Origin of the sequence: Pandoraea soli, assembly GCF_902459595.1 — a bacterium.
Classification (GTDB): Bacteria; Pseudomonadota; Gammaproteobacteria; order Burkholderiales; family Burkholderiaceae; genus Pandoraea; species Pandoraea cepalis.
On record NZ_CABPSG010000001.1, the window covers coordinates 806,174 to 832,878 of the forward strand.

General features: G+C 64.6%; 25 protein-coding genes and 2 pseudogenes. 19 read left to right on the plus strand and 8 right to left on the minus strand.

From position 1 onward, the window contains the following. The first annotated feature begins 272 nt into the window (after positions 1–272). The 6 genes and pseudogenes from PSO31014_RS03465 to PSO31014_RS22305 form a co-directional block, all read left to right on the plus strand. A complete protein-coding gene (locus PSO31014_RS03465; RefSeq protein ID WP_174976355.1) occupies positions 273–1,883 on the plus strand; it encodes an OmpA family protein in 1,611 nt (536 codons plus the stop codon). Next, a complete protein-coding gene (locus PSO31014_RS03470) occupies positions 1,822–3,420 on the plus strand; it encodes a hypothetical protein (protein ID WP_246176202.1) in 1,599 nt (532 codons plus the stop codon). The genes PSO31014_RS03465 and PSO31014_RS03470 overlap by 62 nt, the downstream gene beginning before the upstream one ends. 43 nt (positions 3,421–3,463) lie before the next feature. Further along, positions 3,464–4,297, plus strand: a complete 834-nt coding sequence (locus PSO31014_RS03475; protein WP_425494844.1) for a hypothetical protein — start codon at positions 3,464–3,466, stop codon at positions 4,295–4,297. Positions 4,298–4,454: 157 nt separating this feature from the next. Further along, on the plus strand, positions 4,455–4,790 hold the full coding sequence (locus PSO31014_RS03480) for an ArsR/SmtB family transcription factor (RefSeq protein ID WP_150550302.1): 336 nt from the start codon (positions 4,455–4,457) through the stop codon (positions 4,788–4,790). Continuing rightward, positions 4,787–5,155 (plus strand): annotated as a pseudogene (locus PSO31014_RS22300) (arsenic resistance protein); the annotation flags it as partial. The gene PSO31014_RS03480 and the pseudogene PSO31014_RS22300, both read left to right, overlap by 4 nt. Then, positions 5,147–5,586, plus strand: a pseudogene (locus PSO31014_RS22305) (NAD(P)H-dependent oxidoreductase); the annotation flags it as partial. The pseudogenes PSO31014_RS22300 and PSO31014_RS22305, both read left to right, overlap by 9 nt. A 30-nt stretch (positions 5,587–5,616) precedes the next feature. Here the strand turns inward: PSO31014_RS22305 and mnmH are convergent. The 4 genes from mnmH to PSO31014_RS03505 are packed head-to-tail and all read right to left on the minus strand — an operon-like array spanning position 5,617 to position 9,381. Continuing rightward, positions 5,617–6,672: a tRNA 2-selenouridine(34) synthase MnmH gene (gene mnmH, locus PSO31014_RS03490; RefSeq protein WP_150550303.1), complete on the minus strand. Its 1,056-nt coding sequence runs from the start codon at positions 6,670–6,672 to the stop codon at positions 5,617–5,619. Continuing rightward, positions 6,669–7,313 carry a tetratricopeptide repeat protein gene (locus tag PSO31014_RS03495; protein WP_150550304.1) on the minus strand — a complete coding sequence of 215 codons (645 nt, stop codon included), beginning with the start codon at positions 7,311–7,313 and terminating at the stop codon, positions 6,669–6,671. Before PSO31014_RS03495 ends, mnmH begins: the two co-directional genes overlap by 4 nt. A gap of 23 nt (positions 7,314–7,336) precedes the next feature. Then, a complete protein-coding gene (locus PSO31014_RS03500; protein ID WP_174976356.1) occupies positions 7,337–8,842 on the minus strand; it encodes a glycosyltransferase family 2 protein in 1,506 nt (501 codons plus the stop codon). Next, complete coding sequence (locus PSO31014_RS03505) at positions 8,839–9,381, minus strand: cytochrome b (protein ID WP_246176222.1); 543 nt, start codon at positions 9,379–9,381, stop codon at positions 8,839–8,841. Before PSO31014_RS03505 ends, PSO31014_RS03500 begins: the two co-directional genes overlap by 4 nt. 346 nt (positions 9,382–9,727) lie before the next feature. Between PSO31014_RS03505 and PSO31014_RS03510 the strand changes: the two genes are divergently transcribed. Further along, complete coding sequence (locus tag PSO31014_RS03510) at positions 9,728–10,552, plus strand: isocitrate lyase/PEP mutase family protein (protein WP_150550305.1); 825 nt, start codon at positions 9,728–9,730, stop codon at positions 10,550–10,552. Between the two features lie 166 nt (positions 10,553–10,718). Here the strand turns inward: PSO31014_RS03510 and PSO31014_RS03515 are convergent, their stop codons facing one another. Continuing rightward, a complete protein-coding gene (locus tag PSO31014_RS03515) occupies positions 10,719–12,107 on the minus strand; it encodes an MFS transporter (RefSeq protein ID WP_150550306.1) in 1,389 nt (462 codons plus the stop codon). On the opposite strand from PSO31014_RS03515, the gene PSO31014_RS03520 reads away from it, so the two are divergent. From PSO31014_RS03520 to PSO31014_RS03545, 6 genes are all read left to right on the plus strand, one after another. Continuing rightward, the gene (locus PSO31014_RS03520; RefSeq protein WP_150550307.1) at positions 12,106–12,543 is read left to right on the plus strand and encodes a hypothetical protein; all 438 of its coding nucleotides are present in this window, start codon (positions 12,106–12,108) and stop codon (positions 12,541–12,543) included. The genes PSO31014_RS03515 and PSO31014_RS03520 overlap by 2 nt on opposite strands. 35 nt (positions 12,544–12,578) lie before the next feature. After that, positions 12,579–13,250, plus strand: coding sequence for a DUF1345 domain-containing protein (locus PSO31014_RS03525; RefSeq protein ID WP_150550308.1), 672 nt, complete (start codon positions 12,579–12,581; stop codon positions 13,248–13,250). A gap of 230 nt (positions 13,251–13,480) precedes the next feature. Beyond that, positions 13,481–14,926 (plus strand): cytochrome ubiquinol oxidase subunit I, encoded by a 1,446-nt coding sequence (locus tag PSO31014_RS03530; protein WP_017233400.1) that lies wholly within the window; start codon positions 13,481–13,483, stop codon positions 14,924–14,926. A 40-nt stretch (positions 14,927–14,966) separates the two neighbouring features. After that, a complete protein-coding gene (gene cydB, locus PSO31014_RS03535; protein ID WP_150550309.1) occupies positions 14,967–15,965 on the plus strand; it encodes a cytochrome d ubiquinol oxidase subunit II in 999 nt (332 codons plus the stop codon). Continuing rightward, positions 15,949–16,134 (plus strand): hypothetical protein, encoded by a 186-nt coding sequence (locus PSO31014_RS03540; RefSeq protein WP_150550310.1) that lies wholly within the window; start codon positions 15,949–15,951, stop codon positions 16,132–16,134. The genes cydB and PSO31014_RS03540 overlap by 17 nt, the downstream gene beginning before the upstream one ends. A gap of 11 nt (positions 16,135–16,145) precedes the next feature. Further along, positions 16,146–16,724, plus strand: coding sequence for a YbhB/YbcL family Raf kinase inhibitor-like protein (locus tag PSO31014_RS03545; protein WP_246176203.1), 579 nt, complete (start codon positions 16,146–16,148; stop codon positions 16,722–16,724). Positions 16,725–16,799: 75 nt separating this feature from the next. Here the strand turns inward: PSO31014_RS03545 and folE are convergent, their stop codons facing one another. Further along, a complete protein-coding gene (gene folE / locus PSO31014_RS03550; protein ID WP_130026399.1) occupies positions 16,800–17,366 on the minus strand; it encodes a GTP cyclohydrolase I FolE in 567 nt (188 codons plus the stop codon). Positions 17,367–17,548: 182 nt separating this feature from the next. Here folE and PSO31014_RS03555 point away from each other — a divergent pair, with 182 nt between their 5' ends. Genes PSO31014_RS03555 through PSO31014_RS03570 form a run of 4 tightly spaced genes read left to right on the plus strand, consistent with a single transcriptional unit; the run spans position 17,549 to position 22,152 of the window. Then, the gene (locus tag PSO31014_RS03555) at positions 17,549–18,514 is read left to right on the plus strand and encodes an HlyD family secretion protein (RefSeq protein WP_246176204.1); all 966 of its coding nucleotides are present in this window, start codon (positions 17,549–17,551) and stop codon (positions 18,512–18,514) included. Continuing rightward, positions 18,511–19,494 carry an ABC transporter ATP-binding protein gene (locus tag PSO31014_RS03560; RefSeq protein ID WP_246176205.1) on the plus strand — a complete coding sequence of 328 codons (984 nt, stop codon included), beginning with the start codon at positions 18,511–18,513 and terminating at the stop codon, positions 19,492–19,494. The genes PSO31014_RS03555 and PSO31014_RS03560 overlap by 4 nt, the downstream gene beginning before the upstream one ends. Next, positions 19,491–20,633, plus strand: coding sequence for an ABC transporter permease (locus PSO31014_RS03565; protein ID WP_150550311.1), 1,143 nt, complete (start codon positions 19,491–19,493; stop codon positions 20,631–20,633). Before PSO31014_RS03560 ends, PSO31014_RS03565 begins: the two co-directional genes overlap by 4 nt. Positions 20,634–20,640: 7 nt before the next feature. Next, positions 20,641–22,152 (plus strand): efflux transporter outer membrane subunit, encoded by a 1,512-nt coding sequence (locus PSO31014_RS03570; RefSeq protein ID WP_150550312.1) that lies wholly within the window; start codon positions 20,641–20,643, stop codon positions 22,150–22,152. Here the strand turns inward: PSO31014_RS03570 and PSO31014_RS03575 are convergent. Continuing rightward, positions 22,149–23,066 (minus strand): LysR family transcriptional regulator, encoded by a 918-nt coding sequence (locus PSO31014_RS03575; protein WP_150550313.1) that lies wholly within the window; start codon positions 23,064–23,066, stop codon positions 22,149–22,151. The two genes, PSO31014_RS03570 and PSO31014_RS03575, sit on opposite strands and share 4 nt — an antisense overlap. Positions 23,067–23,209: 143 nt before the next feature. Between PSO31014_RS03575 and PSO31014_RS03580 the strand changes: the two genes are divergently transcribed. Continuing rightward, the gene (locus PSO31014_RS03580; RefSeq protein WP_425494836.1) at positions 23,210–23,665 is read left to right on the plus strand and encodes a VOC family protein; all 456 of its coding nucleotides are present in this window, start codon (positions 23,210–23,212) and stop codon (positions 23,663–23,665) included. A 110-nt stretch (positions 23,666–23,775) separates the two neighbouring features. Next, a complete protein-coding gene (locus PSO31014_RS03585) occupies positions 23,776–24,480 on the plus strand; it encodes a fumarylacetoacetate hydrolase family protein (RefSeq protein WP_150550315.1) in 705 nt (234 codons plus the stop codon). 693 nt (positions 24,481–25,173) lie between these two features. On the opposite strand, the gene glpK is transcribed toward PSO31014_RS03585, so the two are convergent. Beyond that, positions 25,174–26,685 carry a glycerol kinase GlpK gene (gene glpK, locus PSO31014_RS03590; RefSeq protein ID WP_150550316.1) on the minus strand — a complete coding sequence of 504 codons (1,512 nt, stop codon included), beginning with the start codon at positions 26,683–26,685 and terminating at the stop codon, positions 25,174–25,176. Positions 26,686–26,705: the final 20 nt, after the last annotated feature.

Here is a 26,705-nt window from a genome sequence, read left to right on the forward strand (position 1 = left end):
TTCAGTAGGCCGATGCGTTTATCTGTTAAGAATTGCGTTTCTCAGCCGTAAACCACGGTTGGGCCTGAATACGCAAACATCCCCAATATCCGAGGGGTGCCGTCGAATTCAGTGGCGCGATATTGACAGATCAGACAATGACCACGACCCGAGACGTTGCAGTTACTTCGCATTGCAGAATACCCTCTCATAATCACCTTACCGCTCTGGCGCTTGCCTCCACCGTTTTTGTCACCGGCTGCGCTACTACGCCCGGCACCCCGGGCGGGTACTTGAAAGAGACATTTGCCAGTGACGATCCGTGTGCGAACAATGCCCGCAACATCGGCGTGGCGGTTGGCACCATCGCGGGTGCCATTCTCGGCAACGTGGTTGCGCCGAAGAGCCGCACTGTCGGCACCCTAATCGGTGCAGGGCTTGGGGCTGGCGTGGGCGCCCTGATCGGCGCCGACATCGACCGTCGACGCTGCGAATTGGCAAAAGTTGCCAAAGCGCACAATCTCGAGATGACCGTCGTCACATTGCACGACAACTCGGCGCAAGCCAGCGCGACAGGTGGCAAGGACGCAGGACTGTCGGTCTCGCTCGTCGATCAGGAAACCCAGGGGCGCGGTCAGTTCGCCAGCGGATCCAGCACGTTGCAGCCCGAAGCGCGCGCCTACTTCGCCGAGATCGCAAGCCAATATGCCTACGCCGCGCAGGCGGCCACCCTGACGGCCAAAAGCTCAGCGGAAGATCGCGCGGCAGTCGAAGCGCTCAAGACCAAACGCATCCTGCTCATCGGGCACACCGACGACACCGGCAGCTCGGCGGTCAACGCCGATCTCTCGGAGAAGCGCGCCCGAGCGGTTGCCGACGTATTCAAGGCTGCCGGCATTCCGGATTCGCAACTGTTTTACCAAGGGGCAGGCGAAACGCTCCCGATCGCCGACAATCACGACGAAGCCGGCCGCGCTCGCAACCGCCGCGTGGAGATTGTCGATCTGATCGACCAGGCGACTTTCGAACGTTACCTCGCGGCACGGCAGCCAAATATTGCCTTCTACCGAGAAAAGCAGACGTCTACGAGTCCCGCAACTGCGCGCTCTGGCACCGGCTCGCCGTCGCCCTCACCGCACAGCGCACACGCCCCTAGGGCGAAAGCAGGGGCCAAAATGGCCTCGGAAGCAGCGCAGCCCTTCGCCCATCGCGCCGACGCAGCAAGCACAGCGAAGGTCGCACCGACCGCACCGGCATCGGCGACGACAACCTCGGCCAGCAACACCGCCGCAGTTGCCTCAGTCAGTGCGGGACAGCTTGCGAAAGTGTCTCGCGCTCACTGGAATTTCGGTGGAAACCCAACGAGCGACACGCATGCTGGTTTCGAACTGGGCAAGCTCGACGCGCCGTCGGGTTTCTCGTTCATCAAGCCGGCGATGGCTGCAGCTCCTATTGCCCGCTGTGATCGCGACCGCCCACGTGCGTCGAACGCCGTCAAGTCGCTGCGCAACGACCGGCCCATCGATACGGCAGAGTACATGCCCGGCCTGTACAACACGAGCTGGACGGACACCGTCAACGGCAACCTCGTTGCGTTGACGGGTGTCGCGGTCTTGCGGGACGGCGGCGCCCCCGCGCGCAAGCCCACCGTCTTCGTCTATCGCAACGCCGCAGGCGCGAGTCACGCAAAGCCCGACTTGCGCGTAGTGTCCGACGTCAACACGTACCGAGGCGACAAGGCAATTCTGTATCGCGTCTTTGTCAACACGGAAGACGTGCAGTGTCTCGACATCGTCATCGCCAATCGCACGCCTGATCGCGCCACCGGCTCCTGGCTGCGATATGACCGCGATGGTGTCGGCTATTCGGCGGCATTCAATCCGACGATGGTTCGCACCAAATAAGAAGAAAGTCGACCAAACATCAACTCCTGGGGAAAACATGCTTCAATGGGCTAACAACAATCTGGCGACAATCTACAGCGCCATCTCACTGGTCATCGTGCTGGCGCTTTATCTCAGCCGGAAGTTCCAGATCGACTTCATGCTGATGAACTTCTGGTACGGCTTGCCCGTTGTCGGCAAGATCGCCCGGCTGTCCAAGGACTCCACGCGATATAGCAAGGATCAAACGTGGACCTTGTCTGAGCGCACGCTGTGCGACGCCTACAAACAATTCATCCACTACACGCCCGAGGCGGAATTCGAGAAGCGACTGACCTATCTGTCCAAAGCACACGACCTCGGCCGCACGCCGACTCCGGCGTGGATGATGGGATTGCTTTTCATCCTGGTGCTTGCGGAAGGCCTCGGCTTCTCTTACATGCTCGGCACTTGGATGGCTGGCGAGGGTGGCAGCGAGAATGCCCGGCAGATGCTCATGTGGGCCATCGTCTTCGTCTTGTGCGTGATTTTCGTTTTCGTCATGCACAGCGCCGGACATCAGCTCTACAAGAGCAATCTGGTTCGCAGCGCCAACAACGACTGGCGCGCCACAGGACAGGAAGGCAAGTTCGTCAGCAAGTCCATCAAGCTGAACGATCTGCAGCACATTGATGACGACGAACCGGAATACACCCAATGCGTGAATCGGGTCGGCCCCAAGAGCAGCTATGTGCTGGTCGCTGCCGCCGTCGTCATCATCGTGGTGGTCTCCTTTATTTCGACCTACATGCGCGTCAAACATCTCGATGCCGAACGCACTGCACAAACGGCCTTGATGGAGCCGGCGACCGAGAGCGCGGGCAGCAATCCGTTTGAAAAGTTGGGGCGAAGCCTGCCCGCCGAGATCGTGGAAGGCCAGGCCAAGGCCGACGCCAAAGCCGCCGCCGACGGGCATGCTGCGTACAAAGACGAAGGCATGGCGGCGTTCCTGATGCTCGCCTTCATCTTCGCGGTGACCCAACTCGTGGGCATCACTGCGGGCTATCGCTGGGGTTTCGCTGGCCGGGAGAGCAAGGCGGCATTCAAGGGCACGCGCGGCTTCTCGACCTACGACGACTATCAGGCATTCTTCACGCCGATGATTCAGGTCGCGCAGTCGAAGCTCCAAGCACTCCAGCAGAAGATGAGCGAACGCAGCGCCAACGAAGGCCTGAAACTTCGCCATACATTTGACGACTATCTGGTGGCCTTCGAACAGAAAGGCCGCCGCGGCAATGCGCCCAAGCAAGACGTCGCAGGCGTCGTAGACAGCATCGTCATCACCCCGCAAGCGTCGATAGACGACCTGCTATTGCAGATCGACCAGTTAGCGGCCGCATCGCGTCGCGACGAAGCGATTGCGTTGATCCAGCGTCAGCCGGACGACGTGCGCGCCGAGCTGACGCTTCGATTGGGTGAGCGAAAAGCCGCCAAGGAAGCGGCTGAGCGCGCCGAACGCGAAGCCAAGGCTAGCGAGAAGGCCGCCGCCGAACGTGCCGAACTCGACAACCTGCTTTGAGGACGCCGGCATGCTAACTTCTGCTTTGCGTCTAATCGGATGCGTGGCGAGCTTGAGTCTGCTCGCCCTGATGAGCCAAGCGCACGCGCAGTCTGGCGAGATTCCCAGTTGCTACTCGGCCAACCAACTCCCGCTGCCGGCGCATTCGGTCAAGCGCGAGCTGTTCGTCGTGATCGACCAGACGACCGTGCTCGATGCAGCGCTCACCCAGTCGTTGGGTCGGCAGTTGCAACCACTCGTCGTTCCCGGCACGCGCTTTCGGATCTTCAGTTTCTCTGCGTTTTCGCAGGGGAGATATCTTCAGCCGCTGGGCGGCGGTACCCTCGAACCGCCGCTGGTGGACGCATCGGTGCGCAACGCCACGGCCGTGGGCAAACTCAAGGCACTCGACGCTTGTTTGAAGTCACAGTGGGCTTATGGCACCAAGCTCGCCGCAAAGGCGGTTGGTGAAGCGCTCGCGGGTAGCACCGACACCCTGGCCAAATCCGATGTGCTCAGCAGTCTGGCCGCCGTATCAAACGCGATTCGCGATGAGGCGACCGGGGCGAGAAAAACCGTGCTGGTCGTGTCCGACATGCTGGAGAACTCCTCGATCACCAGCTTCTATGCCAAGGATCGGATGCGCCAGATTAACCCCGTTGAGGAGGCTCGCAAGGTCGAAAAGGCAAATGTGCAGGCAGACTTTGCCGGTGCCGACGTCTATGTGATGGGCGCAGGCATCGTCCCCGAGTTGCCCCGCGGCGGCAAAGGGACGCTCAACTACCGGACGCCGCAGGCGCTCGAGGCCCTTCACACCTTCTGGGAAGGTTTCTTCGATCGAAGCCATGCGAGGCTGGTGGCATTCGGCATGCCCGCACTGCTGACGCAGATCAAGTAATCGCGGACGCCCGTTCGTGTGCGACGGCTGCCACATTCGGCAGCCGTTTGCGCCACCGATGTCTCCCGAGTCTATTCGACCGTGGACGAAGATGTTGCACGCGACCGGACAGCTAAAAGGATTTGCATTAATTCCATATTTCCATTTAATTCGAAATATGGAAACCAATACCGCGCTCGAAGCGCTTGCCGCGCTCGCCCATGCCGTTCGTCTGGCGGTGTTCCGCCTTCTGATGCAGGCCGGACCCGAGGGCCTGCCGGCCGGGCGCATCGCGGAACTCTTGGACATGCCCGCCTCGTCGCTGTCGTTCCACCTCAAGGAACTGCATCGCGCCAAGCTACTCGCCAGCCGCCAGGAAGGTCGCTCGATCATCTACATGGCGCACTTTGAAACCATGAACGCGCTGCTCGGCTACCTCACGCAGAACTGCTGTGGCGGTGTCCCCTGCACGCCCGTCTCGTCCTGCAACGTCGTTGCGGAGTCCAACCAATGAGTGCCTCACCCAAAGCCGCGCCCGCGCTGCAAACCCCGAGTATCAGCTTCTTCGAGCGGTATCTGACCGCCTGGGTCGCGCTATGCATCATCGCGGGCATCTTGCTCGGTCAATGGCTACCCGGCCTTTTCCGCACCATCGGTGGCATGGAGGTCGCGCAGGTCAACCTGCCCGTGGGGCTGCTCATCTGGGTGATGATCATCCCGATGCTGATCAAGATCGACTTCAGCGCGATGGGTCAGGTCGCCGGCCATTGGCGAGGCATCGGCGTCACGCTGTTCGTGAACTGGCTCGTCAAGCCATTCTCGATGTCGCTGCTGGGGTGGATCTTCGTGCGGCATGTGTTTGCCGCGTGGCTGAGCGCCGTCTTCAAGAATCAGATCGACTGGCTACCGCTGGAGATCGGGAGCCTTCGGCCAACACAGGGCGCACGCTCGCCGTGATGCAGGTCTGCGGCGGCTCGCAATCCTTCAACGCGGTCAACGCGCTGCGCATACTCGGCCGGTGGATGCGCATGGTGACGATCCCTAACCAGTCCTCGGTTGCCAAGGCTTATCAGGAATTCGATACGACGGGCCGCATGAAGCCGTCGTCCTACTATGATCGGGTCGTCGACGTGATGGAAGAACTGTACAAGTTCACCCTTCTGGTCAGGGATCGCACCGAATACCTCACGGACCGGTATAGCGAGCGCAAGGACGCGGCCCCAGCCACCGCGACGGCACTCGCCGCAGCCGCCATGTCTCACGAGCGAGACGCGCAGATCAGCGACACCGACAGCGGGGAAGTCGAATAGGCGACGTCAAGCCAGCCACCCACGATGGGGTCAAGCCATTCCGCACTGCGTAAGCAATGCCCGCGCCTGTGCGCCCAGATCTTGCGCCGTCGGATGAAACGGAAACGGGATGGCGTTGCGCACCCCCTGCAACATCTTGCGCGAGCTTCGCGAATACGCCGGATCGTAGTGCCGGGTAATGAGCACCTCCGAGAGTTCGCGTTGCCGCCCCTCGTCGAGCAACGTCAGCCATTGGTCGATGACCGCCCGTCCATGCAGCGGCACCAGCCGGAGAAGCTGCGTGCGAAAATCTTCCGGCCGCGCCAGCAAATGACCGTACTCCTGCATCAACAGGTCGACCCGCGCTTCGAGCGCCACGCGAACCTCGACACACATCGTGGCCCCGCGCAGCGACGACATCAACGACTCGGGCAGCGTGATCAGTCCGATCCGGCGGCTCTCCGCTTCGACGAACACGGGCCGCGTCGGATCGAGCCCGCGCAACGCACCGATCAACGAGGTATCGAACGATTTCTGCGACGGCTGCGTGACGCCCGGCATTGCCCCAAGCAGCGACCCGCGATGCTTCGCCAGCGCTTCGAGATCGAGCGTTTGGGCACCCGCGCCGGCCAGTGCGTGCAGCAGACGGGTCTTGCCGCTGCCCGTGTGTCCGGCCAGCACGATGTATTCGAGCGTCGAAGGCAGCGTGCCGAGCGACGCCACAACGTCGCGCCGGTACGCCTTGTACCCGCCGTCGAGCTGGCGCGCACGCCAGCCGATCATGTTCATGATGAGGGTCATCGACTCGGATCGCTTGCCGCCCCGCCAACAATAGATGAGCGGCCGCCAATTGCGCGGCCGGTCGGCGAACGTCGTATCGAGATGGGCGGCGATGTTGCGCGCGACCATGGCGGCCCCCACGCGCGAGGCGTCGAATGGCGATACCTGCTTGTACATCGTACCGACGATGACGCGCTCTTCATTGCTGAGCACCGGCGCGTTGATCGCCCCGGGAATGTGGTCGTCGGCAAATTCGAGCGGCGTGCGAACGTCGATGATGTCGTCGAAGTCGCCCGCGCTTTCCAGGGAAACGCGCATCGGGTTCATCGTGCCCCCGCCGCCAGTTGCCCGCAGTGCTTCCCGTACGGGGTGCGCGATGTCGCCTGCGCACGCACGGCATCGTCCAGGCCGGCGCGCACCTTCGCAGCGAGATCGATGATGTGTGTGGCGGCGTCGGCGTCGCCCGCGCCCCCCAGGGCCAGCGCGTAGTCATCGAGCACCTCGGCATAGGCGAACGGCACCTTGCGAGCCGCCTCCATGCGATCGAGCGCCCCCAGCGCCCGGCCGAAATACTTCACCGACGCCGCGTACTGCCGCTGAACCAGCGATAGTCTCGCCAACTCGATCAACGCCGGATACCGATAGTGCCCGGTGAGGATGTCGAGATCGTACGCAAGGCTAAGCTCGCGTTCGGCTTCGGGGTAGTAGCAGGTCACCCCCAGCGCTCGCCCATAGTCGAAGTGCATGGCCGCGCGATGCGACGCCGGCCAGCCCGACTGGTCCGCCACGAGCACCGCCTGCCCGAAGGCCCGGCGCGCATCGTCCCAGTCGCCGCGCACCTCGGCCGCGCCCCCCAGCGCGGCGTAGTCAGGACCGGACGGCTTGCGCTCGGGGACACTACACCCGGCCACGCTTAACAGGCCGCTGAGCGCGCATCCCATCACCCACCACGTTGAAAATCGAATCATTTGAAGAAAACACTGCCGGAAAATCATTCGTCGCGGGACACCCCCGTCCCGCGCTCGCCCGACAGGATACCGCGTCGCACCTGAACGCCCCAACGCTGGCGCCCGGTCAGGAAATGCCCCCAGCCCAGCGCAGCCCCCGTGTGCCGCATCAGTTGGAACGAAAACGGCTCCAGGACTGCCGCGACAAGCGCCCATCCGAAGCTTGTACCGGTGTTGTGTCCGGTCCAGCGCCGGTACGCATGCACCGACCAGAGATGAAAGCCGAGATCGATGCCGATCTTGCCGAGGATGATGCCCGAGACCGGCAGCAGCACGCCGACATGACCGTCGAAGGCGAACGAGACGAGCAGCGCGAACGCGGTAAGCCCGTAGATCGGCTGGAGCGTATCGAATGCCTTTACCGGCAGCATCCAGCGTCCGAGATTGCCATAGCGGCCGTTGCCGACCATATCGCGATACCAGTATTGCGTCTGGAGAAACCCCGCAAACCAGCGGCGACGCTGACGCAGGAAGCTCGTGAGCGTGCTCGGCGCATCGGTGATCGCTTGCGCACCGCCCACCACGCGCACCTCCCATGCAAGCCCATGCGTGACCGAATAGCGACGCAGGCGATGGATCAGTTCGTAGTCCTCGACAAGACAAGCCGGATCGAATCCGCCAACGGCCAGTACCGCCTCGCGCCGGAAACACGCGAACGCGCCCGAAATCAGCAGCAGGCCGTCGGCGTGCATCCAGGCAAACCGCGAGATGAAGTTTCGGATGTACTCGTACGTCTGGAAAAGCTGCAACACGCGCGCGCTCGCCGTCCGGCCGCACACCGGCGAGAGCACGCCAGTCGCGGCCACGAGCCTGGGTCGACGTGCGAACGCGGCGTGCATCGCGGCGCACGCCTCGGCATCGAGCAACGTGTCGGCGTCGACCGTCATCACGATATCCGTATCGATATCCACGAGCGCCGCATTGAGCGCGCGCGCCTTGCCTCCGTGCGGCACGCGCAGCCATTGCAGATTCGGATAGCACGCACTCGGTGCGCTCAGCCCGCCTTCGCCGGGGTCGGTGAGCCCATACTCGCCCGTGAGCAAAGCGAACGTGCCATCGCGCGAGCCGTCGTCGGCGATGACAATGGCGTCCGGCACCCGTCGCCCCGCCATCAGCGCGCGCAACGTGACCGGCAAGGCCGCCGCCTCGTTGTGCGCCGCGACCACCACGCCGAGCGTCAATCGAACGGCGGCTGCATCATGACCTGCCTCAGGGGACGTCTCGTCGGGGTCTGGGCGCATCAGACGCCACGCTTGCCAGAATACGAATGCGAGCAATACCGTGTCGTACGCCACGTAGGCGACGCCGGTGCCCCACGCGAACACGCCCTTGAGAAAGAATGCCTGCGCGAACAAAAGACACCACAGCGCCGCCACGCCCGTATGCACCAACCAACTGGCCAACGGCGTCGGCGGTCGCGTGAAGCGCGGTGAATGAAGCTCCCGGGCCACTTCGAGCCGCGACGCCTTCCCCGTTGTTTCCGCGCTCACGGCAGCATCCGGCCAAGCACCGGGTGGCGGTCGATCCACTGGTGTTTGAGCGCCCCGCCAATGTGCAATGCCAGCAGCACGTACAAGACATAAGCACAGTAGGTATGGACGTTACCCAGCAAGGTGTGCCAGTAGTCCTTGCTCGCATCGCTCATCGCCATCAGAAAACCCATGCGCGGGAACGGCACGATGCCGAACAGCACCAGCGGATGGGTCGAGGCGGCGACCCACGCCGAATCGTGCGCCCAGCCCGTGAGTGGCAGTACAACGATCAGGACATAAAGCAGCCAATGCGCGAGATGCGCCGCCGTGCGCTCCCATGATGCAAACACTTGCGAGAGCGCGGGCGGACGATGTGTCGCGCGCCACAGCACGCGCAGAATCGCGAGCCCCAGCACGGTGATGCCGATGGACTTGTGCAGATCGATCCAGAAGCGAACGTCGATTTTTTCGAGCGTGGCGTCGGACAGCAAGGCAATCGTCTGGCCGATCGCGATGTTGCCGAGCATCAGCAAGGCGACCGCCCAGTGCAACACCATCGCCACACGGGTGTACTTGGCGTCGTCGTGCAAGGCCACGCCGCGCGGGGGGGCAGAAGCGGACGCCGCGGAGGGAGGCTGAGAATTCACGTCGGTGATCCTGAAAATACAGAAGAGGATGATTACATAACGCCAATGGAATCGCGCTTATTCCTGAAGTTCCCCCGAAAAACGTGTTACACGGGATTACACGCCGCACGCGGGTGCATGAAATAAAAAACATCCGACGGTCGATATTACGCCTTGGATCGCCTCGGGGCTGCCTTGCGAGGCCGGCGCAAAACCGCGATGATCGGGCTTCCGTGCGCAGCCTGAGCGGAGCTGCGCCCCCCCTAGGAGACACACCATGCCACGTAGCACCGTCGAAAAACGCGTCGCCTTTCGCGAACTCCACCGCGCCGGTTGCTTTGTCATCCCGAATCCCTGGGACGCAGGCAGCGCGAGATATCTCGAGCACGCGGGCTTCAAGGCGATTGCCTCGACCAGCTCGGGCTTCGCCTGGTCAACCGGGCAACCCGACAATGGCGTGACACGCGACACCGTACTCGCGCATTTGCGCACACTCGTCGACGCCACCGATCTGCCCGTCAATGCCGACTTCGAAAGCGGCTTCGGCAGCACGCCCGAAGAAGTCGCACACAGCGTCAAGATGGCCGTGGCAACCGGCGTGGCCGGCTTGTCCATCGAAGACTCGACGGGCGACGTCAACGCGCCGCTCTTCCCGCTCGACGAAGCCGTCGCCCGCATGAAAGCCGCTCGCCAAGCGATCGACGAGACCGGCGGCGACACCTTCCTCATTGGCCGTGCGGAGAATTTCTTCGCGGGCGTGCCCGATCTCGACGACACCATTGCGCGCCTCCAAGCCTATGCAGAGGCCGGTGCCGACTGCCTCTACGCACCGGGCATTCAATCGGTCGAGCAAATCCGCGCCGTCGTCACGGCCGTGGCGCCCAAACCGGTGAACGTGCTGATTGGCGCGACGTCGCCGATGACATTGCAGGCGCTTGCCGAACTTGGCGTGCGGCGCGTGAGCGTGGGCGGTGCACTGGCTCGCGCGGCATGGGGAGGCTTCATGCACGCCGCGCAGGCGCTCGCCCAAGGGCGCTTCGACGGGTTCGACGGCGCCGCCAGCGGCGCCACGCTCAATGGGCTGTTCCGGCAGGGCGTGTGATGCTTCTGGCGCACAGCCGTGGTGCTATTGGGCTACACGGGCCGATGGACGGGGAAACGCATCGGCCGGTCTGGATTGAGACAGCGAGCGCGACGCTGCGCCAGAAAATCAAACGGCCCGTCGTGCCGAAGCATCGACGGGCCGCGAGTGCGGGAATGCGCTTCGCTTACTCGACGTGCGCCACGCCGCCTGCGAGCACCGCGCCACCGACCATCTCCGCGGGCAGTGCCCACGACATCCAGCGCGTGCGCAGGACGACGACCAGCAAGAACGCCAGTGCCGCCAGTGCGCCGAACGTGGCGAAGCCCATCTGGTAACTGCCCGTCGATTCCTTGGCCATGCCCATGATGACCGGCAGGTAGAAGCCGCCAATGCCACCGGCCGCGCCGATGATGCCCGACATCAGCCCCGTCTTGCCTTGCCAGCGTTGCGGCACGAGCTGGAACGTGGCGCCGTTACCGAGACCGAAGCATAGGTAGATCAGCACCAGCAGAGCGATACCGGCACCTTGCGGGGGCATCCACGCGGCAAAGACAAAATCGATGACCGAAATCGCCGCGAGCAGCAGCACCAGCGCGCGCACGCCAGAGATCCGGTCGGCCACCATTCCGCCGATGGGACGCACCAGCGCACCGAGAAACGCGAGCAGCGACATGAACAGCCCCGCCTCGATGCGCGGCATGCTGTACAGCGAGATGAGCAGCGTGGTCACATACGACGACATGCCGACAAAACCACCGAACGTGATGCTGTAGACCAGCATGATGACCCACGTGTCCCGTTCGCCGAGCACGCCGCGATAGTGACGCGGCAACACCGCAATCGCCAGCAACGCGCCCAGCACCGGCAGCAGCAACACACCGGCCTTGCCTTCGCCGAATGCCCCGGCATGCACGCACAACACGAGCGCGATAAGACCGAACACGGTAATGAAGAAGCTCGTGAACGCGCGCGGCGCGCTGCCCGACTTCACACCCTGGTCCTTTGCCCAGAACACCAGCGCCAGCGCGGCAAGCGCGAGCAGCGGCAGGGCGGCACCGGCCGCACGTGCCCAGCCGTAGTGCTCGGCCAGTCCCGGGAACATGAAGCCATCGAGCACCGCGCCAATGTTGCCGGCTGCGGCGAGACCCAGCACCAGTCCCTGTACCTTCGGCGGATAGTTGCTGCCTGCCATCGGCAACGCCACGGCGAAGCTCGCGCCGCCGATGCCGAGGAGCACACCGAGTACGAGCAGCAGCGTGTACGACGGCGCGCCCGGCATCAGCAGCAGCACGACCGACGGAATCGCCGACAAGGTGATGCCCATCAACGCGATCTTGCGACCGTCGTAAGCCTGGTACAGGTTGCCCAGCGTGACGCGCAGAATCGCCGCGCCCAGCACCGGCACCGCCACGAGAAAGCCCGTTTGTGCGGGCGTCATCGCAATGTCCTTGCTGATGAACGGCGCCAGCGGGCCAAGCATCACCCAGACAGTGAAACCCGTGTCGAAGTAAAGAAAACACGCAACCAGCGCGCGCCAGTTGCCACTTTTCAACGATTGCGTGAGCGTGCTCATGGATACCCTCGTGTTCGTATGCCAAAAAAAAAGCGCCCCGAAGCCGTATGCCTGTGAACAGGCCTATGGCTTCGGGACGCCGTTGCCCCGAAGTCCGCGCTCGCGCGGAAGTCATGCGTGCGGTGCAGAAAATTCGCTTGTCTTCGCTCGGCCGTCGTTGGCCTTGCCTACTGCTAAGCAAGTGGCGTGCCATGTGCTGGCAAGAATAGGCTCGGGACCGGGCAGAGCCCCGCAGGACAAGGCGAGGCTGGATGTCGAGGTCATCAGGAAAATCGCGCAATCGGCCGCGCGGCGTTGTGCGCGCGACGCCGCCGGCGACACCGCAACGGGCACGATGCCGCATCGCGATGCGGCGGCGCACCACAACTGTGCCGCCGGCCTGCCGAGACGGCCGCATTTCCGCCCACGACCGGTGAATGACCGCGTTGGTGGATAATCGAACCGCCTATCGCCACCGTCCAGACATTGCTCATGAACGCCAAGCTTTTCCCGCATCTGCTTCGCTTCCATCCGCGACTGCTCATCGCCATCGTTCTCGGCGCGCTTGCCGGACTCTTCGTCCAGGTCTTCGTGGGCGGGGAGTTCAGCACGGTAACGCGCATATTGATCGGCTGGAACACAGGCGCCTGGTCCTATCTCGCGATGATCTGGCTCATGATGGTCACCGCCCCCAAGCGCAGCATCGAACGATTTGCCGAGCAGGAAGACCAGAGCGCGGCCATCGTGCTTACCGTGGTCAGCCTGTCGGCCATCGCCAGTGTGGCCGCCATCATCCACGTGCTGGCGAGCGCCAAGACCGGCGCCCCGCATCAGGCCTCCGAGCATGTGCTGTTCGCGGCCGCCACGCTCATCGCCGGATGGTTCCTCGTGCCGACGATCTACACGCTGCATTACGCGCGGCTGTACTTCACGGATACGGAATCGCCCTTCGCGCTGGCCTGGCCTGACCGCGACTGCGATCCGGACTACTGGGATTTCCTGTATTTCTCGTTCACCATCGCCGTCGCCTCGCAAACCGCAGACATCGCGCTGACATCGCGCCGCATGCGTCGCACCGCGCTCGCGCAGGCCGTCCTCTCGTTCTTCTTCAATCTCGCCGTGCTCGGCCTGTCGATCAATATCGGCGCCGGATTGCTCGCGTAGCGCCCGCCTGCGTGTGACATGAGGTCGCACCCGGCGAGGACGCGAATCCCCACAAAAACAGGCCACTAGCGCAAATCGACGTGGCAATTGATGCCGCGTCAATGCGCCGCATGTGACGTCTTGTCACGCGTGCTGCGGTGCAGCACGTCCTACCATGCAGGCAAACAAGGGGCGGTCGGCAGTGAGGGTCGCCCTATAGACAGGGTTGGTTTGCCTACATTGATCACGACATGACTGCCGCTCCAGAAGCTGTCGACCTCGCGCGCCTGCAATTCGCGTTCACGGTCTCGTTTCACATCGTATTTCCCGCCGTCTCCATTGGTCTGGCGAGCTTCATCGCCGTGCTGGAAGGTCTCTGGCTCAAAACACGTCAGCCGCACTATCTCGATCTGTGTCGCTTCTGGTCGAAGGCCTTCGCGGTGTGCTTCGGCATGGGCGTCGTCTCCGGCGTGGTGATGGCCTATCAGTTCGGCACCAACTGGTCGGGCTTTTCGAGTTTCGCCGGCGCGGTCACCGGCCCGCTGCTCACTTACGAGGTGATGACCGCGTTCTTCCTCGAAGCGGGCTTCCTCGGCATCATGCTGTTCGGCTGGAACCGTGTAAGCGAGCGTGCGCACTTCGCCGCGACCTTGTGCGTGGCCGTCGGCACGTTGATTTCGACGTTCTGGATTCTCGCGTCGAATAGCTGGATGCAAACGCCGCAGGGTGTCGAGATCGTCGACGGCCGCGTGGTCGTGCTGTCGTGGTGGGACGTCATCTTCAACCCGTCCTTCCCGTATCGGTTGGCGCATATGAGCATCGCGGCGTTCGTCGTGGCCGCGCTCGTCGTGGCGGGCACCGGCGCATGGCACCTGCTGCGCGGGCGCCGCGACCCGGCCGTCAAGACCATGTTTTCCATGGCCATGTGGCTGCTGCTCATCTTCGCCCCGCTGCAGGCCGTCGTCGGCGATCTTCATGGCCTGAACACGCGTGAATACCAACCGGCCAAGCTCGCCGCCATCGAAGGGCTTTGGGAGACGAAGACCGGCGGCACGCCGCTCAACCTGTTCGGCTGGCCCGACATGGCCGCCGAGACCACACGTTATGCGCTCGAAGTGCCGCATCTGGGCAGCCTCATCCTCACGCATCGCTGGGACGGCGAGATTCGTGGTCTGAAGGAATTCCCGAAGGACGAACGCCCCAACGTGCCGCTGGTGTTCTGGAGTTTTCGCATCATGGTCGGTCTCGGCCTCGCCATGATCGCCGCTGCGCTAGCCGCCGTGTGGCTGCGCCGTCGCGGCACGCTCTTCACGTCGCGCCGCTTCGCCCGCGCCATGCTCGTCCTATCGCCGACCGGCTTCGTTGCGTTGCTGGCGGGTTGGGTTACCACCGAAGCCGGACGCCAGCCGTGGGTTGTCTACGGGGTGATGCGCACCGCGCACGCCGTGTCGCCGGTGAGCGCCCAACAGGTGCAGGTCTCGCTGCTGGTGCTCGTGCTGACCTACTGCCTCGTGTTCGGCACGGGCATCTATTACCTGCTCAAGTGGCTGCGCGTCGGTCCGGTGTTGCCCGGCGAGCCGTCGGCGGCGTCCGGCAGCGATCACACGTCGCCACGCGGCCACCTCGCGGCGCAAACCGCCCCCGCCCTGTCCGGGCTATCCGGACGAATGGACACCGACGGCGCACACGCGACCTGATCGGCGCCCTATCACGACTTCGACGTTACCGAGACTTCTCATGGATCTGACTTTGGCGTGGGCCGCCATCATCGCGCTCGGCCTGTTTCTCTACGTGGTGCTCGACGGCTTCGACCTCGGCATCGGCATTCTTTTCCCGTTCTTCCCCGACGCGCGTGAACGCGACACGATGATGCACTCCGTCGCCCCCGTCTGGGACGGCAACGAAACATGGCTCGTGCTCGGCGGCGCCGGATTGCTCGCCGCGTTCCCAATGGTGTATTCGGTACTCCTCTCGGCGCTGTATCTTCCGCTCGTGCTCATGCTCGTGTGCCTGATCTTCCGAGGCGTGGCGTTCGAGATTCGCGGCAAGTCGCATCGCACCCGGCCGTGGTGGGATCTCGCGTTCATCGGTGGTTCGGCCGGCGCAACGTTCTTTCAGGGCGTCTCGCTCGGCGCGTATCTGTCGGGCATCCCGGTGGAGAACGGCCAGTTCGCGGGCGACGCCTTCGCCTGGGTCACCGCCTTCAACCTGTTCACCGGGCTGGGCCTGGTCGTGACGTACGCGCTGCTCGGCGCATGCTGGCTGATCGGCAAGACCGAGGGCGATCTGCAGCGCCGCTTGCGTGTGCTCGCCTGGCCGCTGACGCTGGCACTCGTGGCCACGATGGCCGTCGTGTCGCTTTGGACGCCGCTGCGCGTGCCGCTCGTGGCCGATCGCTGGTTCGCCGACCAGTGGTTCTGGCGCTGCCTGCCAGTGCCGTTCCTCGTGGCGGGCGCCACGCTCGTCATGCGCCGCGTGCTGCGCCGCTCGCACGATGCCACGCCCTTCTGGCTCGCCATCGGACTCGTGTTCCTGGGGTACAGCGGGCTGCTGATCAGCGCATATCCGTACGCGATTCTCCCAGGCATCACGCTGTGGGACGCCGCCGCCCCGCGGTCGAGTCTGTCGTTCACGCTATGGGGCGCGGCCTTCATTATTCCGGTGATCCTCGGCTATACGATGCTGGCCTACTGGGTATTTCGCGGCAAGGTGGCTCACGATGCGCACTATCACTGACCTCGTGCGGCCCGCCGTGCGCCAGCGGCGCGAGCGAGCCGTCGCCCACCCCGCCTGGCGGGCGCGGTTGATTGGCTGGGGATGGTTTGTCGCGCTCTGGTGCGCCGGTGTGGCCGGCACCGCCCTGCTTGCACTACCATTCAAGCTCATCATTGCATCTGCCAAATAGGAGGCGTGCTTATGAATCGACTTTCATCCGCTGCGGGAAAGCCATCGTTGCGAATCGCCGGCGCGGCAGCCGTGGCCGTGATGCTCGCCACCGGCGCCGGGGTGGCCTGTGCCGAAGGCATGAGCGTGTCGTCGAGCGCGTTCGCCGACGGCGGCATGCTGCCAGCGATCCACGCCGGGCTGGGCGAGTGCGGCGGCAAGAATGTAAGCCCGCCGCTCGCGTGGCAGCATCTGCCGCAAGCCACCCGCAGCGTGGTCATCACGATGAAGGACCCGGACGGCGCGAAAGGCGGCGGCGTGGTGCATTGGCTCGCCTACAACATTCCGGCGACCGTCTCGTCGCTCGCGGCCGGGGCGGGCAATGAAACGAACGAGCACGTCACGCTGGGCAAGAACGTCAGCGGTGCAATGGCCTATCGCGGCGCGTGTCCGCCGGTCGGCGATTCGCCGCACCACTACATCATTACGGTGACGGCCACCGATCTGGAACCGGGGCGTCTGCCGCCGGGGCTCGACGCCAACGGTCTGACGACCGCGCTGGCCGGCCACACGCTGAACGGCTCGACCCTCGTGGCGCGATACGGCCGATAAGCGCGCGTCGTGCAGCAAAAAAAGCGCTGGCGGGACGTCCCCGCCAGCGCTTTTCGTTTGTCCGTCGTCCTGCGACTATTTGTCGCGAGCGAGGGCGAGAAACTCCGTGCGCAGTGCCAGGTTCGGCTGCAACTCACCGAGCATCGCCGACGTGACCGTCTCTTCCCCGGCCGTGCGAATACCACGGCTTTCCATGCACATGTGGCGGCACGACACCACCACCCCGACTGCCTTCGGTTGCAGATGTGTCATCAGCGCTTCGGCGATCTGCGTGGTCAGGCGCTCCTGCACTTGCAGCCGGCGCGCGAAACAGTCGACCAGGCGCGTGAGCTTCGACAATCCGACGATCTTGCCGTTGGGCAGGTAGCCGATGGTCGCCTTGCCGAAGAACGGGGCAAGGTGGTGCTCGCAATGGCTGTAGACGGGAATCCCTCGTACGACGATCAGTTCGTTGTATTGCTCGGCGCCGTCTTCAAAGACCTTGAGCACTTCGGCCGGATCCTGGCCGTAACCGGACGTCCATTGACGCCAGGCCTTTTGAACGCGCGACGGCGTTTCGTGCAGACCGGGGCGATTCGGGTCTTCGCCGATGTGTTCCAGGAATCGCTTCCAGTCGTTTTCGTCGAACGTGTCGTGAGACATATCAATCAAGCTCCTTGCATGAGGTCCGGTGCGCTGCGCTGTTAACGTTCGCGCGCCCCGTGCGCCGCCGGACATGTGCGCACAATAGCAGAGAGTCCCTGCCTGCGCATGCCGACGGATTGCCCGTTGCCCCGCTTTTGCGCTAAGGTGACAGCGAACAACCGCAACGCACGAGGCGCGTCATGCCGGCAAGCCCCCGCATGTGCACTAACGCGATCACCCTTGCCGCCCTGGCCGCGCTGGCTGGCTGCGGCGACCACTCCCCCCGGCCGTGGCAAGGCTATGTGGAGGGCGAATTCGTCTATGTCGCCTCGTCGCAGGCCGGAACCCTGACTACGCTGTCGGTGACCCGCGGCCAGGAGGTCAAGTCGGGAGATGCCCTCTTCGATCTCGACTCCACTTACGAACTGGCCGCACAGGCCCACGCGCGCGAGACGCTCGCCAGCGCCGAGGCCCAGTTGCGCGATCTCGAAACCGGCAAGCGCCCCGACGAGATCGCCGTCGCTGCCGCCCAACTCAAGCAAGCCATCGCCGTGCGCGACAAGTCGCTTGCGCAATTCGACCGAGATCAGGCGCAATACGCCGCCGGCGGAATTGCCCGCGAACAACTCGACGCCAGCCGCGCCGACGCCCGCAGCAGCAGCGCCCGCGTGCAGGAGTTGCAGAGCAGTCTGGCGGTCGCGCGACTGCCGGGCCGCGACGCGCAGCGCCAGGCGCAGGCCGCTCAGGTCGATGTGGCACGCGCGGCGCTTGCCCAGGCCGACTGGCAACTCGCTCAGAAGCATCCCGTCGCGAGCGCCGCCGGGCGCGTGTACGACACGATGTACCGCGTCGGCGAATGGGTCGCGGCGGGCAGCCCCGTCGTGCGACTGCTGCCGCCGGGCAACATCAAGGTGCGCTTCTTCGTGCCGGAGACCGCCTTGGGCAATCTGAGCGCGGGGCAGACCGTGCACATCGCCTGCGACGGATGCGGCGCAGGCGTACCCGCCCGCATCACGTACGTCGCCCATCAGGCCGAGTACACGCCGCCCGTCATCTACAGCAACGACACGCGCGACAAGCTCGTCTACATGATCGAAGCGCATCCCGCCGCGGCAGACGCCGTCAAACTCAATCCCGGGCAGCCGGTGCAGGTGACGCGCCCATGAACGGCCGCGATGCGCGCCCACGTGAGATCGTCGCCCCGTCGGCCGACGAGGGCCGTCTTGCGATCGATGTGAAGGGTCTGAACAAACGCTTCGGCGACAAGCACGTCGTCAAGGACGTGTCGCTGCAAGTGCAGCGCGGCGAAATCTTCGGCTTTCTCGGGCCGAACGGCAGCGGCAAGACAACCTGCATCCGCATGATGTGCGGCTTGCTCACCCCCGACTCGGGCAGCGGCACGTGCCTCGGTTTCGATATCGTGCGTGAGAGCGCGCAGATCAAGCGTCACGTGGGCTACATGACGCAACGCTTCTCGTACTGGGAAGACCTGACCATTCGCGAGAACCTCGACTTCGTGGCGCGCGTGTATGGCATGCCGAACCGGCGAGACGCCGTCGAGCGGGCCATCGAGCGGCTCGGCCTGACGGGCCGTGCAAAGCAACTGACCGGGTCGCTCTCCGGCGGCTGGAAGCAGCGCCTGGCGCTCGCGGCGTGCATGTTGCACGAGCCGCAGGTGCTGCTGCTCGACGAGCCGACCGCCGGCGTCGACCCGACCGCCCGGCGCGATTTCTGGGAGGAATTGCACGAACTGGCCTCGCGCGGCATCTCGGTTCTCGTGAGCACGCATTACATGGACGAGGCCGAGCGCTGTCACAAGCTCGCCTACATCTCGTATGGCGAACTGCTCGCGCAAGGCACGGCCGCCGAGGTCACCGCTCGCCAGCATCTGTCGACGTGGCGAGTGCACGGCGAGAACCTCATCGATCTGGCGCGCGAACTGCGCGCGCAACCCGTCGTGGCACAGACGGTCGCCTTTGGCGATACGCTGCATGTGAGCGGGCGGGATGCCACCGCCCTGGACAAGTTGCTGCACGACCTGGCCGGCGAGCGAGGGCTGCGGGTCGCGCCCATCGACACGAGCCTGGAAGACGTGTTCATTTACCTGATGAGCCACGCGAAAGACAACTTCGGAGACAAGGCATGAGCGCGCCGCTCGGGTTCTCGATCGCCCGGTGGTGGAGCATTGTGTGCAAGGAGTTCCTGCAACTGCGCCGCGACCGCGTGACGTTTGCGATGATCGTAGGCGTGCCGCTTGTGCAACTGGCGCTCTTCGGCTTCGCCATCAACTCCGATCCCAAGCACATGCCGACCGCGACGCTCGTGGCCGACGACAGCGAGTTCACGCGCAGCTTCATGGCCGCGATGGAGCATTCGGGATACTTTCGCTTTACCGAGACGTTGACCAGCGAAGACGCCGGGCGCGCCGCCCTCGCGCAGGGACGCGCGCAGTTCGTGCTGAACATTCCCGCCGATTTCACTCGCCGGCTGTTGCGCGGCGAACGGCCCGCCGTGCTCATCGAGGCCGATGCGACCGATCCGATGGCAATGGCCTCGGCGCTCGGTGCCTTGCCAGCCATCGCCCAGTCCGTCGCGCAAAAGGACCTGACGGGGCCGCTTGCGAATCTGGCCGGCTCGCAGGCGGCGTTCGACGTGCAGGTGCATCGTCTCTATAACGCCGAGGGCATCACACAATACAACATCATTCCCGGCCTGATGGGGGTGATTCTGACGATGACGCTTGCGATGATGACCGGCATTGCCATCGTGCGCGAGCGCGAGCGCGGCACGATGGAGAACCTGCTCGCCACGCCGGTATTGCCCATCGAAGTCATGACCGGCAAGATCGTGCCGTACGTCGCCATCGGGTTGCTTCAGGCGACCATCATCCTGATCGCCGCGCGCTTCGCCTTTCATGTGCCGTTTGAAGGCAGTGTCGTCGCGATCTATCTTGCCGCGCTGGTGTTCATCGCGGCCAACCTGATCGTCGGGATCGCGTTATCGTCGTTTGCACAGAACCAGTTGCAGGCCATGCAGCTCACCGTGTTCTACTTTCTGCCGAGCATGCTGCTCTCGGGCTTCATGTTCCCGTTTGGCGGCATGCCCGCGTGGGCGCAGGCCATCGGCAACCTGCTGCCGCTGACGTATTTCAACCGGCTCATTCGCGGCATTCTGCTCAAGGGCAACGGCTGGGCCGATGCGTGGCACGATCTGTGGCCGCTGCTGGCCTTCTCCGCCATCCTCATGATGGTCGCCGTGAATTTCTACAAACGCACCCTCGACTGAGGCCCTCATGCGACTGGCTCAACGTGCACATCATCACCGCCGCCCCGGCTACGGATCGCGGTGGCTGGCGCTCGGGCTGAGCGCGATGCTTGCCGCCTGCGCGCTCGGTCCGGACTGGCGCACGCCCGACGCTACGCATGTCGCGCAATACACCACGGACACACAACCGCCGACGACTACCGGGACAGCCGGCGCTCAGGGCGCCGCGCAGACGTTCGTCGCCGGCGAGGACGTGCCGTCCGCCTGGTGGACCCGCTTCGGCTCGCCCGCGCTGGACGCGCTCGTCGCCCAGGCGCTGACCGACAGTCCAACGCTACGTCAGGCCGAGGCGAAGCTGCGTCAGGCGCAAGAGGACTTTCGTGCTCAAGACGGCGCGCGCTCCCTACCCTCGGCGAATCTGAAGCTCTCCGGTACGCGCGAACGGGTCGATCCGGCGTCGTTCGGCATAACCAGCTTGCCGAGTCCCGGGCCGTTCACCTTGTATAACGCCAGCGTCGACGTGTCCTACACGCTCGACGTGTTCGGCGCCAATCGCCGCGCGCTGGAAGCGCTCGCCGCCCAAATCGACTACCAGCGCTTCACGCTGGACGCCGCCAGGCTCTCGCTCGCGGGCAACGTGGTGACGGCGGCCCTGCGCCAGGCCAGTGCCCGGGCACAGCTCGCGGCGCTCGAAGGCACCGTGGCGGCGCAGCGGGCACAGCTCGATATCACTCGCTCGCGTGAACGCGTGGGGGGCGTGGCCACGCTCGACGTCGAGAACCAGGCGGCACTCGTCGCCCAAACCGAAGCCCAGTTGCCCGCGTTGCGCACGCAAATTGCGCAATACGATCACCAGTTGGCTCGCTTGACCGGTCAGCCGCCGGGCGCGTTCACGTCGCCCGTCATCGATCTCGACACCCTGCATTTACCGCAGACGGTTCCCGTCTCGCTACCGTCGACACTGGCCCGGCGCCGACCGGATATCCGTGCCGCCGAAGCGCTGTTGCACAAGGCGAGTGCCGATGTCGGCGTCGCCACCGCGAACCTCTACCCCCAGTTCACACTTTCCGGCAGCTTCGGCACGCAGCGCATGCGACTGGCCGATCTTGGCGATGGCATCAATATCTGGAACCTCGGGATGAACCTGCTGCAACCGCTCTTTCGTGGCGGCGCGTTGCAGGCACAACGGCGCTCGGCCATCGCGGCGTACGATGCCGCGCTGGCGTCGTATCAGGACACCGTGCTGCTCGGCCTCGCCCAAGTCGCCGATGCCTTGCGCGCGCTGGCCTCAGATGCCGACACCCTGGCCGCACGTGCCGACGCGGCCCGGCGAGCGGAAACCGCCCTCCGGATCGCAAGCGAGCGCTATCGAGTCGGCGGTATCAGTCATCTCGCTTGGCTCGACGTGCAGCGTCAGGCGCTCGACGCCACACGCGCGCGACTCGACGCGCAAGGGGCTCGCCTGACGGACACGGCCGCATTGTGGCAAGCGTTGGGCGGGGCGATGGTCGAGCCATCCCGTGTTCAGGCGACGCCCTAGCCGCGCGACTGCGCCTCGTCCGCAAGACACTTCATCAGCATGGCGACCGGTGGGCGGCCAAGCGCTGGCTGACGCACCAACACCCCCAACTCGCGCGTGAGCGGCGCGCCGCTGAGTGCGAGGACCTGAACGCCCGTTGCGCCGCCCTTGGCAAGCTTCGCCCCCGCGTTGCCGCCAACCGGCAAACCGATGAGCGTCGCAGGCACGATCGACCATCCCAGCCGCGCCCGCACCATGCGCAAAATGACTTCGGGCTCGTCAAGCTCCACGCCCTCGCGCACCCAGAGCCGGTGACGTCGAAGGTAACGCTCGACGAGGTCGCCACCATACGAGCGCCGGTTGTAACGCACGAACGGCAGGGCTTGCGCCCAGTCGGCCACCGTTCCGCCAGTGCCTTTGGGCGCGATCGCCACGTACGGCTCGTGCATGAGGGTGAGCCATTTCATATCGGCGGGCACGCCGATGCGCGGGCGGATCATCACCGCCAGATCGAGTTCCTTGGCATCGAGTTGCGCGAGCAGTTGCACCGACATGCCCGGCACGATGTTCAGATGCGGCATCGCGCCGAGTGCCGTCCAACGCGCCATCGCGCCGGGCAGAAGACCCAGTTGCACCGTGAGGATCGCGCCGACGTGGATGGGCGCGAGCGCCGCCTGCCCGCCGTATGCGCCCGCCTCGCCGCGCATCGCCTGATAGCCGGCAATCACTCCCTGCGCCTGCGCGAGCAAACGACGGCCGTCGTCGGACAAGGTCACGGCGCGGGCGGTGCGCTCGAAGAGTCGCACACCGAGATCGTCTTCAAGTCGCTGAATCTGCGCACTCACGGCCGACTGAGTCAATCCGAGTCGCGCCCCCGCCGCCGAGAACGAAGCGGTTTCGGCTGCCGTGACGAAGGTTTTCAGATAGCGGATCATGGATCGAAAATTTTCCGTCTGAGCGTTCGAATTATTCGTTTTCGATTGTTTTTATCGATGGATAGAATTTACCGCAAATCGGTGACGCCGTTCACGCCACCGATGACCCAGGACAGCATTTCCGATAGCGCTCGCCGGATTCGGTGCTCGCTTTTCCCCGCATGGCATTGGAGTTTGATATGGCAACACCGCTCTTTCATCTCGCATTCCCTGTCGACAATCTCGATGCGGCCCGCCGCTTCTACGGCGACGTGATGGGCTGCGCCGAAGGCCGCAGCTCGGATCACTGGATCGACTTCGACTTCTTCGGTCATCAACTGGTGGCCCATCTCGCGCCGGAAGACGCCGGCCGGCGCATCACGAACCCGGTCGACGGCGATGAGGTTCCCGTCCCGCATTTCGGCGTTATCCTTGACATGCCGGCATGGCACGCGCTGGCCGATCGCCTGCGTGCCGCGGGCACCCGCTTCGTGATCGAACCGCATATTCGCTTCGCCGGGCAGGTGGGCGAGCAAGCGACGCTCTTCTTCTACGACCCGGCCGGCAACGCGCTGGAGTTCAAGGCGTTCGCGGATATGTCGCAGGTCTTTGCCAAGTAATACTGTTGCGCCGTCGTTCGCGCAGTCAGGCGCGACGGCATGCAAGGCGCCGCCTCGTGTCGGCGCCTGTGTTTTTCCGTCATTGTTTCGTATCAGCCGAGAGTCTTCTCATGAGCCAATTCGTTATTTCGGCGCCGCCCCAGGCGTCGGTCGCCGTGGCGGGCAGCGATGCCCGTTTCCCCGTGCGTCGCGTGTTCTGCGTCGGCCGCAACTATGCCGCGCACGCGCGCGAGATGGGCAGCAATCCGGATCGCGAGCCGCCGTTCTTCTTCATGAAGCCCGCCGACGCCGTCGTGGCCGCCAACGGCACGCTGCCCTACCCGCCGCTCACGAGCGAACTGCACCACGAGATTGAACTGGTGGTCGCCATCGGCGCCGACGGCGAGAACGTCGATGCGGATCAAGCGCTCGCGCTGGTGTGGGGGTATGGCGTCGGCGTCGATCTGACCCGTCGCGACCTGCAACAGCAAGCCAAGGACACGCGCCGTCCGTGGGACTGGGGCAAGGCATTCGATGCGTCGGCGCCATGCGGCCCGCTTCACGCCGTGGCCGATGTCGGCCATCCAAAGGAAGGCCGCGTGTGGCTCGACGTGAACGGCGAGAACCGCCAGACCGGTGATCTCAACGAACTGATCTGGTCGGTCCCCGATCTGATCGCCGAGATCTCGCGCAGCGTGAAGCTCGCCGCGGGCGACCTGATCTTTACCGGCACCCCCGCCGGCGTCGGGCCGCTCGAACCCGGCGACAAGGTCAGCGCCGGTGTGGCCGGTGTGGGTGAGATCGCCTTCGCCATCGGCCGGAAGCCTGCCGCCTGACGCGCGTCGTTCGATCGCTTCGAACGCGGCACCGGTGCGTCGGCCGGGACACCTCGACCGGGATATCCACAGCAACTGTTGATAACCCTATGCATAAGTGTCCCGCCGACGGCGCAAATGCCCGCCGGCGTTAGGTGTCAAGTCCATTGCCTAATTTGCCGTCACCCGCGACACATTCAGCATGCCCTCCCCGCCCCGCCGTTCATTCCTGAAACGTTTTTCATCGGCCAACGCGATGCGGCTCGCGTCGGCCGATCGACTTCCCTTTTGATTCAAGGCTTTGTTATCACTGGCACGCTTCTCGCATCATGAACGAGGCAAGCCGTCCGCCCTCGGGGAAGCCTCATCGCCAGGGCCAATTGCCTCGGGAATCACGCCATGCACGCCACATGGCCCCGGCACGCCCGATGCCTATCCCTCGCCGGGAGCGCCCCGAGCGCGGACGGATTGCACCGATGATCGATTCGGTTCAGACGATGGGAAATAGTCAGGGAGGGGATCATGCAAATGCGCCGCACAGGGCCTTGCGCCCTAAGTCCCTGCGTCAGATCGCTCGCGCCCGCGAGTCCGGCCAAGTCGGCCCGCCGTCATCCGCGCGAGCGGTGCGCAAGCTGGCGGCATCGGCGACATGACGCCGCCGGCGATCGCCGCCACGTTGCGCCCGGGCGGGCATTGCGCTGAGGCTCACCCTCGTCAGGGAGCTTCGCCGTCTTCCGCCCACAACTTCGCCGCGCGCACCGCGCGTTGCCATCCGCTGACGGCACGACTGACGTCTTGCTCGGACAGCTTGCGGGAAAAGCGTTGCTGCAATTCCCATTGGTGCGCCAACGTGTCGATGTCCGGCCAAAAGCCAACGGCCAGTCCAGCCAGATAGGCGGCGCCGGCCGCCGTCGTCTCGATGACCTTGGGGCGCACCACGTCCGCGCCCAACAAATCCGCTTGCCATTGCATCAGCAGATCGTTGGCCGCGGCGCCGCCGTCGACACGCAGCTCCGACACATGCAGCCCCGCGTCGGCTTCCATGGCGCGCAGCACATCGAGCGTCTGGAATCCGATGCTGTCGAGCGCGGCGCGGGCCACATGGGCCGCCGTCGTGCCACGCGTTGCGCCGAACAGCGTGCCGCGCGCGCGCGGTTGCCAGTGGGGAGCACCCAGTCCGGCGAACGCGGGCACCAGCACGACGCCATCGGCGTCGGGCACGCTGGTCGCGAGCGCCTCGACATCGCGCGAATGGCGAATGATGCCCAGCCCGTCGCGCAACCACTGCACGACCGCGCCACCGATGAAGATGCTGCCCTCGAGTGCATAGTCGACGCGCTCGCCGATCTTCCAGGCCACCGTCGTGAGCAGGTTATGGCGCGACGCGTGCGGCTTGTCGCCGGTGTTCATCACCATGAAGCACCCCGTGCCGTACGTGTTCTTCACCATGCCGGGAGAGAGGCACATCTGCCCGAAGAGCGCCGCCTGCTGATCGCCCGCGATGCCTGCAATCGGCACCGGCACGGAGAACAGCGACGTGGCCGTGTGTCCGTACACCTCACTCGATGAACGAACCTCCGGCAGCAGGCTGCGCGGCACGTCGAGCAGCGCGAGCAGTTCGTCGTCCCAGTCGAGCGTGTGGATGTTGAACAACATCGTGCGCGACGCGTTCGACACGTCGGTCACATGCAACTTGCCGCCGGTCAGATGCCACACGAGCCAGCTATCGACCGTGCCAAAGGCCAGATGCCCGGCGTTGGCCGCGTCGCGCGCACCGGCCACGTTGTCGAGAATCCAGCGGATCTTGCTACCCGAGAAATAGGCGTCGAGCCGAAGGCCGGTGCGGCTTGCGACGAGATCGTCGTGCCCTTGCACACGCAGCGCATCGCAGAAATCCGCCGTGCGGCGGTCCTGCCAGACGATGGCGTTGTACACCGGCTCGCCCGTACGACGATCCCATACGAGCGTCGTCTCACGCTGGTTAGTAATGCCGATGGCCGCGATGTCGCGGCCCCCGACACCGGCGTGTGTCAGCGCCTCCGCCGCGACCCCGGCCTGCGTCGCCCAGATGTCGCGCGGGTCGTGCTCGACCCAGCCCGGATGCGGATAGATCTGACGGAACTCCTTCTGCGCGGTCGCCACGACATGGCCATCGCGATGGAACAGCAACGCTCGCGAACTGGTCGTGCCCTGATCGAACGCGAGGATGTACGCGCCTCCTGCCATTGCCGTTGTCTCCTGTTATT

What these genes read in the sequence shown, in the direction of transcription:
- mnmH (WP_150550303.1), bottom strand. Translation starts at nt 6,672, where the DNA reads ATGAACCCGATGCGCGTTTCCCTGGAAAGCGCGGGCGACTTCGACGAC.
- PSO31014_RS03495 (WP_150550304.1), bottom strand. Translation starts at nt 7,313, where the DNA reads ATGATTCGATTTTCAACGTGGTGGGTGATGGGATGCGCGCTCAGCGGC.
- cydB (WP_150550309.1), top strand. Translation starts at nt 14,967, where the DNA reads ATGGATCTGACTTTGGCGTGGGCCGCCATCATCGCGCTCGGCCTGTTT.
- PSO31014_RS03545 (WP_246176203.1), top strand. Translation starts at nt 16,146, where the DNA reads ATGAATCGACTTTCATCCGCTGCGGGAAAGCCATCGTTGCGAATCGCC.
- PSO31014_RS03525 (WP_150550308.1), top strand. Translation starts at nt 12,579, where the DNA reads ATGAACGCCAAGCTTTTCCCGCATCTGCTTCGCTTCCATCCGCGACTG.
- PSO31014_RS03470 (WP_246176202.1), top strand. Translation starts at nt 1,822, where the DNA reads ATGACCGCGATGGTGTCGGCTATTCGGCGGCATTCAATCCGACGATGG.
- PSO31014_RS03560 (WP_246176205.1), top strand. Translation starts at nt 18,511, where the DNA reads ATGAACGGCCGCGATGCGCGCCCACGTGAGATCGTCGCCCCGTCGGCC.
- PSO31014_RS03585 (WP_150550315.1), top strand. Translation starts at nt 23,776, where the DNA reads ATGAGCCAATTCGTTATTTCGGCGCCGCCCCAGGCGTCGGTCGCCGTG.
- PSO31014_RS03510 (WP_150550305.1), top strand. Translation starts at nt 9,728, where the DNA reads ATGCCACGTAGCACCGTCGAAAAACGCGTCGCCTTTCGCGAACTCCAC.
- PSO31014_RS03480 (WP_150550302.1), top strand. Translation starts at nt 4,455, where the DNA reads ATGGAAACCAATACCGCGCTCGAAGCGCTTGCCGCGCTCGCCCATGCC.
- PSO31014_RS03565 (WP_150550311.1), top strand. Translation starts at nt 19,491, where the DNA reads ATGAGCGCGCCGCTCGGGTTCTCGATCGCCCGGTGGTGGAGCATTGTG.
- PSO31014_RS03530 (WP_017233400.1), top strand. Translation starts at nt 13,481, where the DNA reads ATGACTGCCGCTCCAGAAGCTGTCGACCTCGCGCGCCTGCAATTCGCG.
- PSO31014_RS03515 (WP_150550306.1), bottom strand. Translation starts at nt 12,107, where the DNA reads ATGAGCACGCTCACGCAATCGTTGAAAAGTGGCAACTGGCGCGCGCTG.
- PSO31014_RS03505 (WP_246176222.1), bottom strand. Translation starts at nt 9,381, where the DNA reads ATGGTGTTGCACTGGGCGGTCGCCTTGCTGATGCTCGGCAACATCGCG.
- folE (WP_130026399.1), bottom strand. Translation starts at nt 17,366, where the DNA reads ATGTCTCACGACACGTTCGACGAAAACGACTGGAAGCGATTCCTGGAA.
- PSO31014_RS03520 (WP_150550307.1), top strand. Translation starts at nt 12,106, where the DNA reads ATGGATACCCTCGTGTTCGTATGCCAAAAAAAAAGCGCCCCGAAGCCG.
- PSO31014_RS03540 (WP_150550310.1), top strand. Translation starts at nt 15,949, where the DNA reads ATGCGCACTATCACTGACCTCGTGCGGCCCGCCGTGCGCCAGCGGCGC.
- PSO31014_RS03570 (WP_150550312.1), top strand. Translation starts at nt 20,641, where the DNA reads ATGCGACTGGCTCAACGTGCACATCATCACCGCCGCCCCGGCTACGGA.
- PSO31014_RS03575 (WP_150550313.1), bottom strand. Translation starts at nt 23,066, where the DNA reads ATGATCCGCTATCTGAAAACCTTCGTCACGGCAGCCGAAACCGCTTCG.
- PSO31014_RS03555 (WP_246176204.1), top strand. Translation starts at nt 17,549, where the DNA reads ATGCCGGCAAGCCCCCGCATGTGCACTAACGCGATCACCCTTGCCGCC.
- glpK (WP_150550316.1), bottom strand. Translation starts at nt 26,685, where the DNA reads ATGGCAGGAGGCGCGTACATCCTCGCGTTCGATCAGGGCACGACCAGT.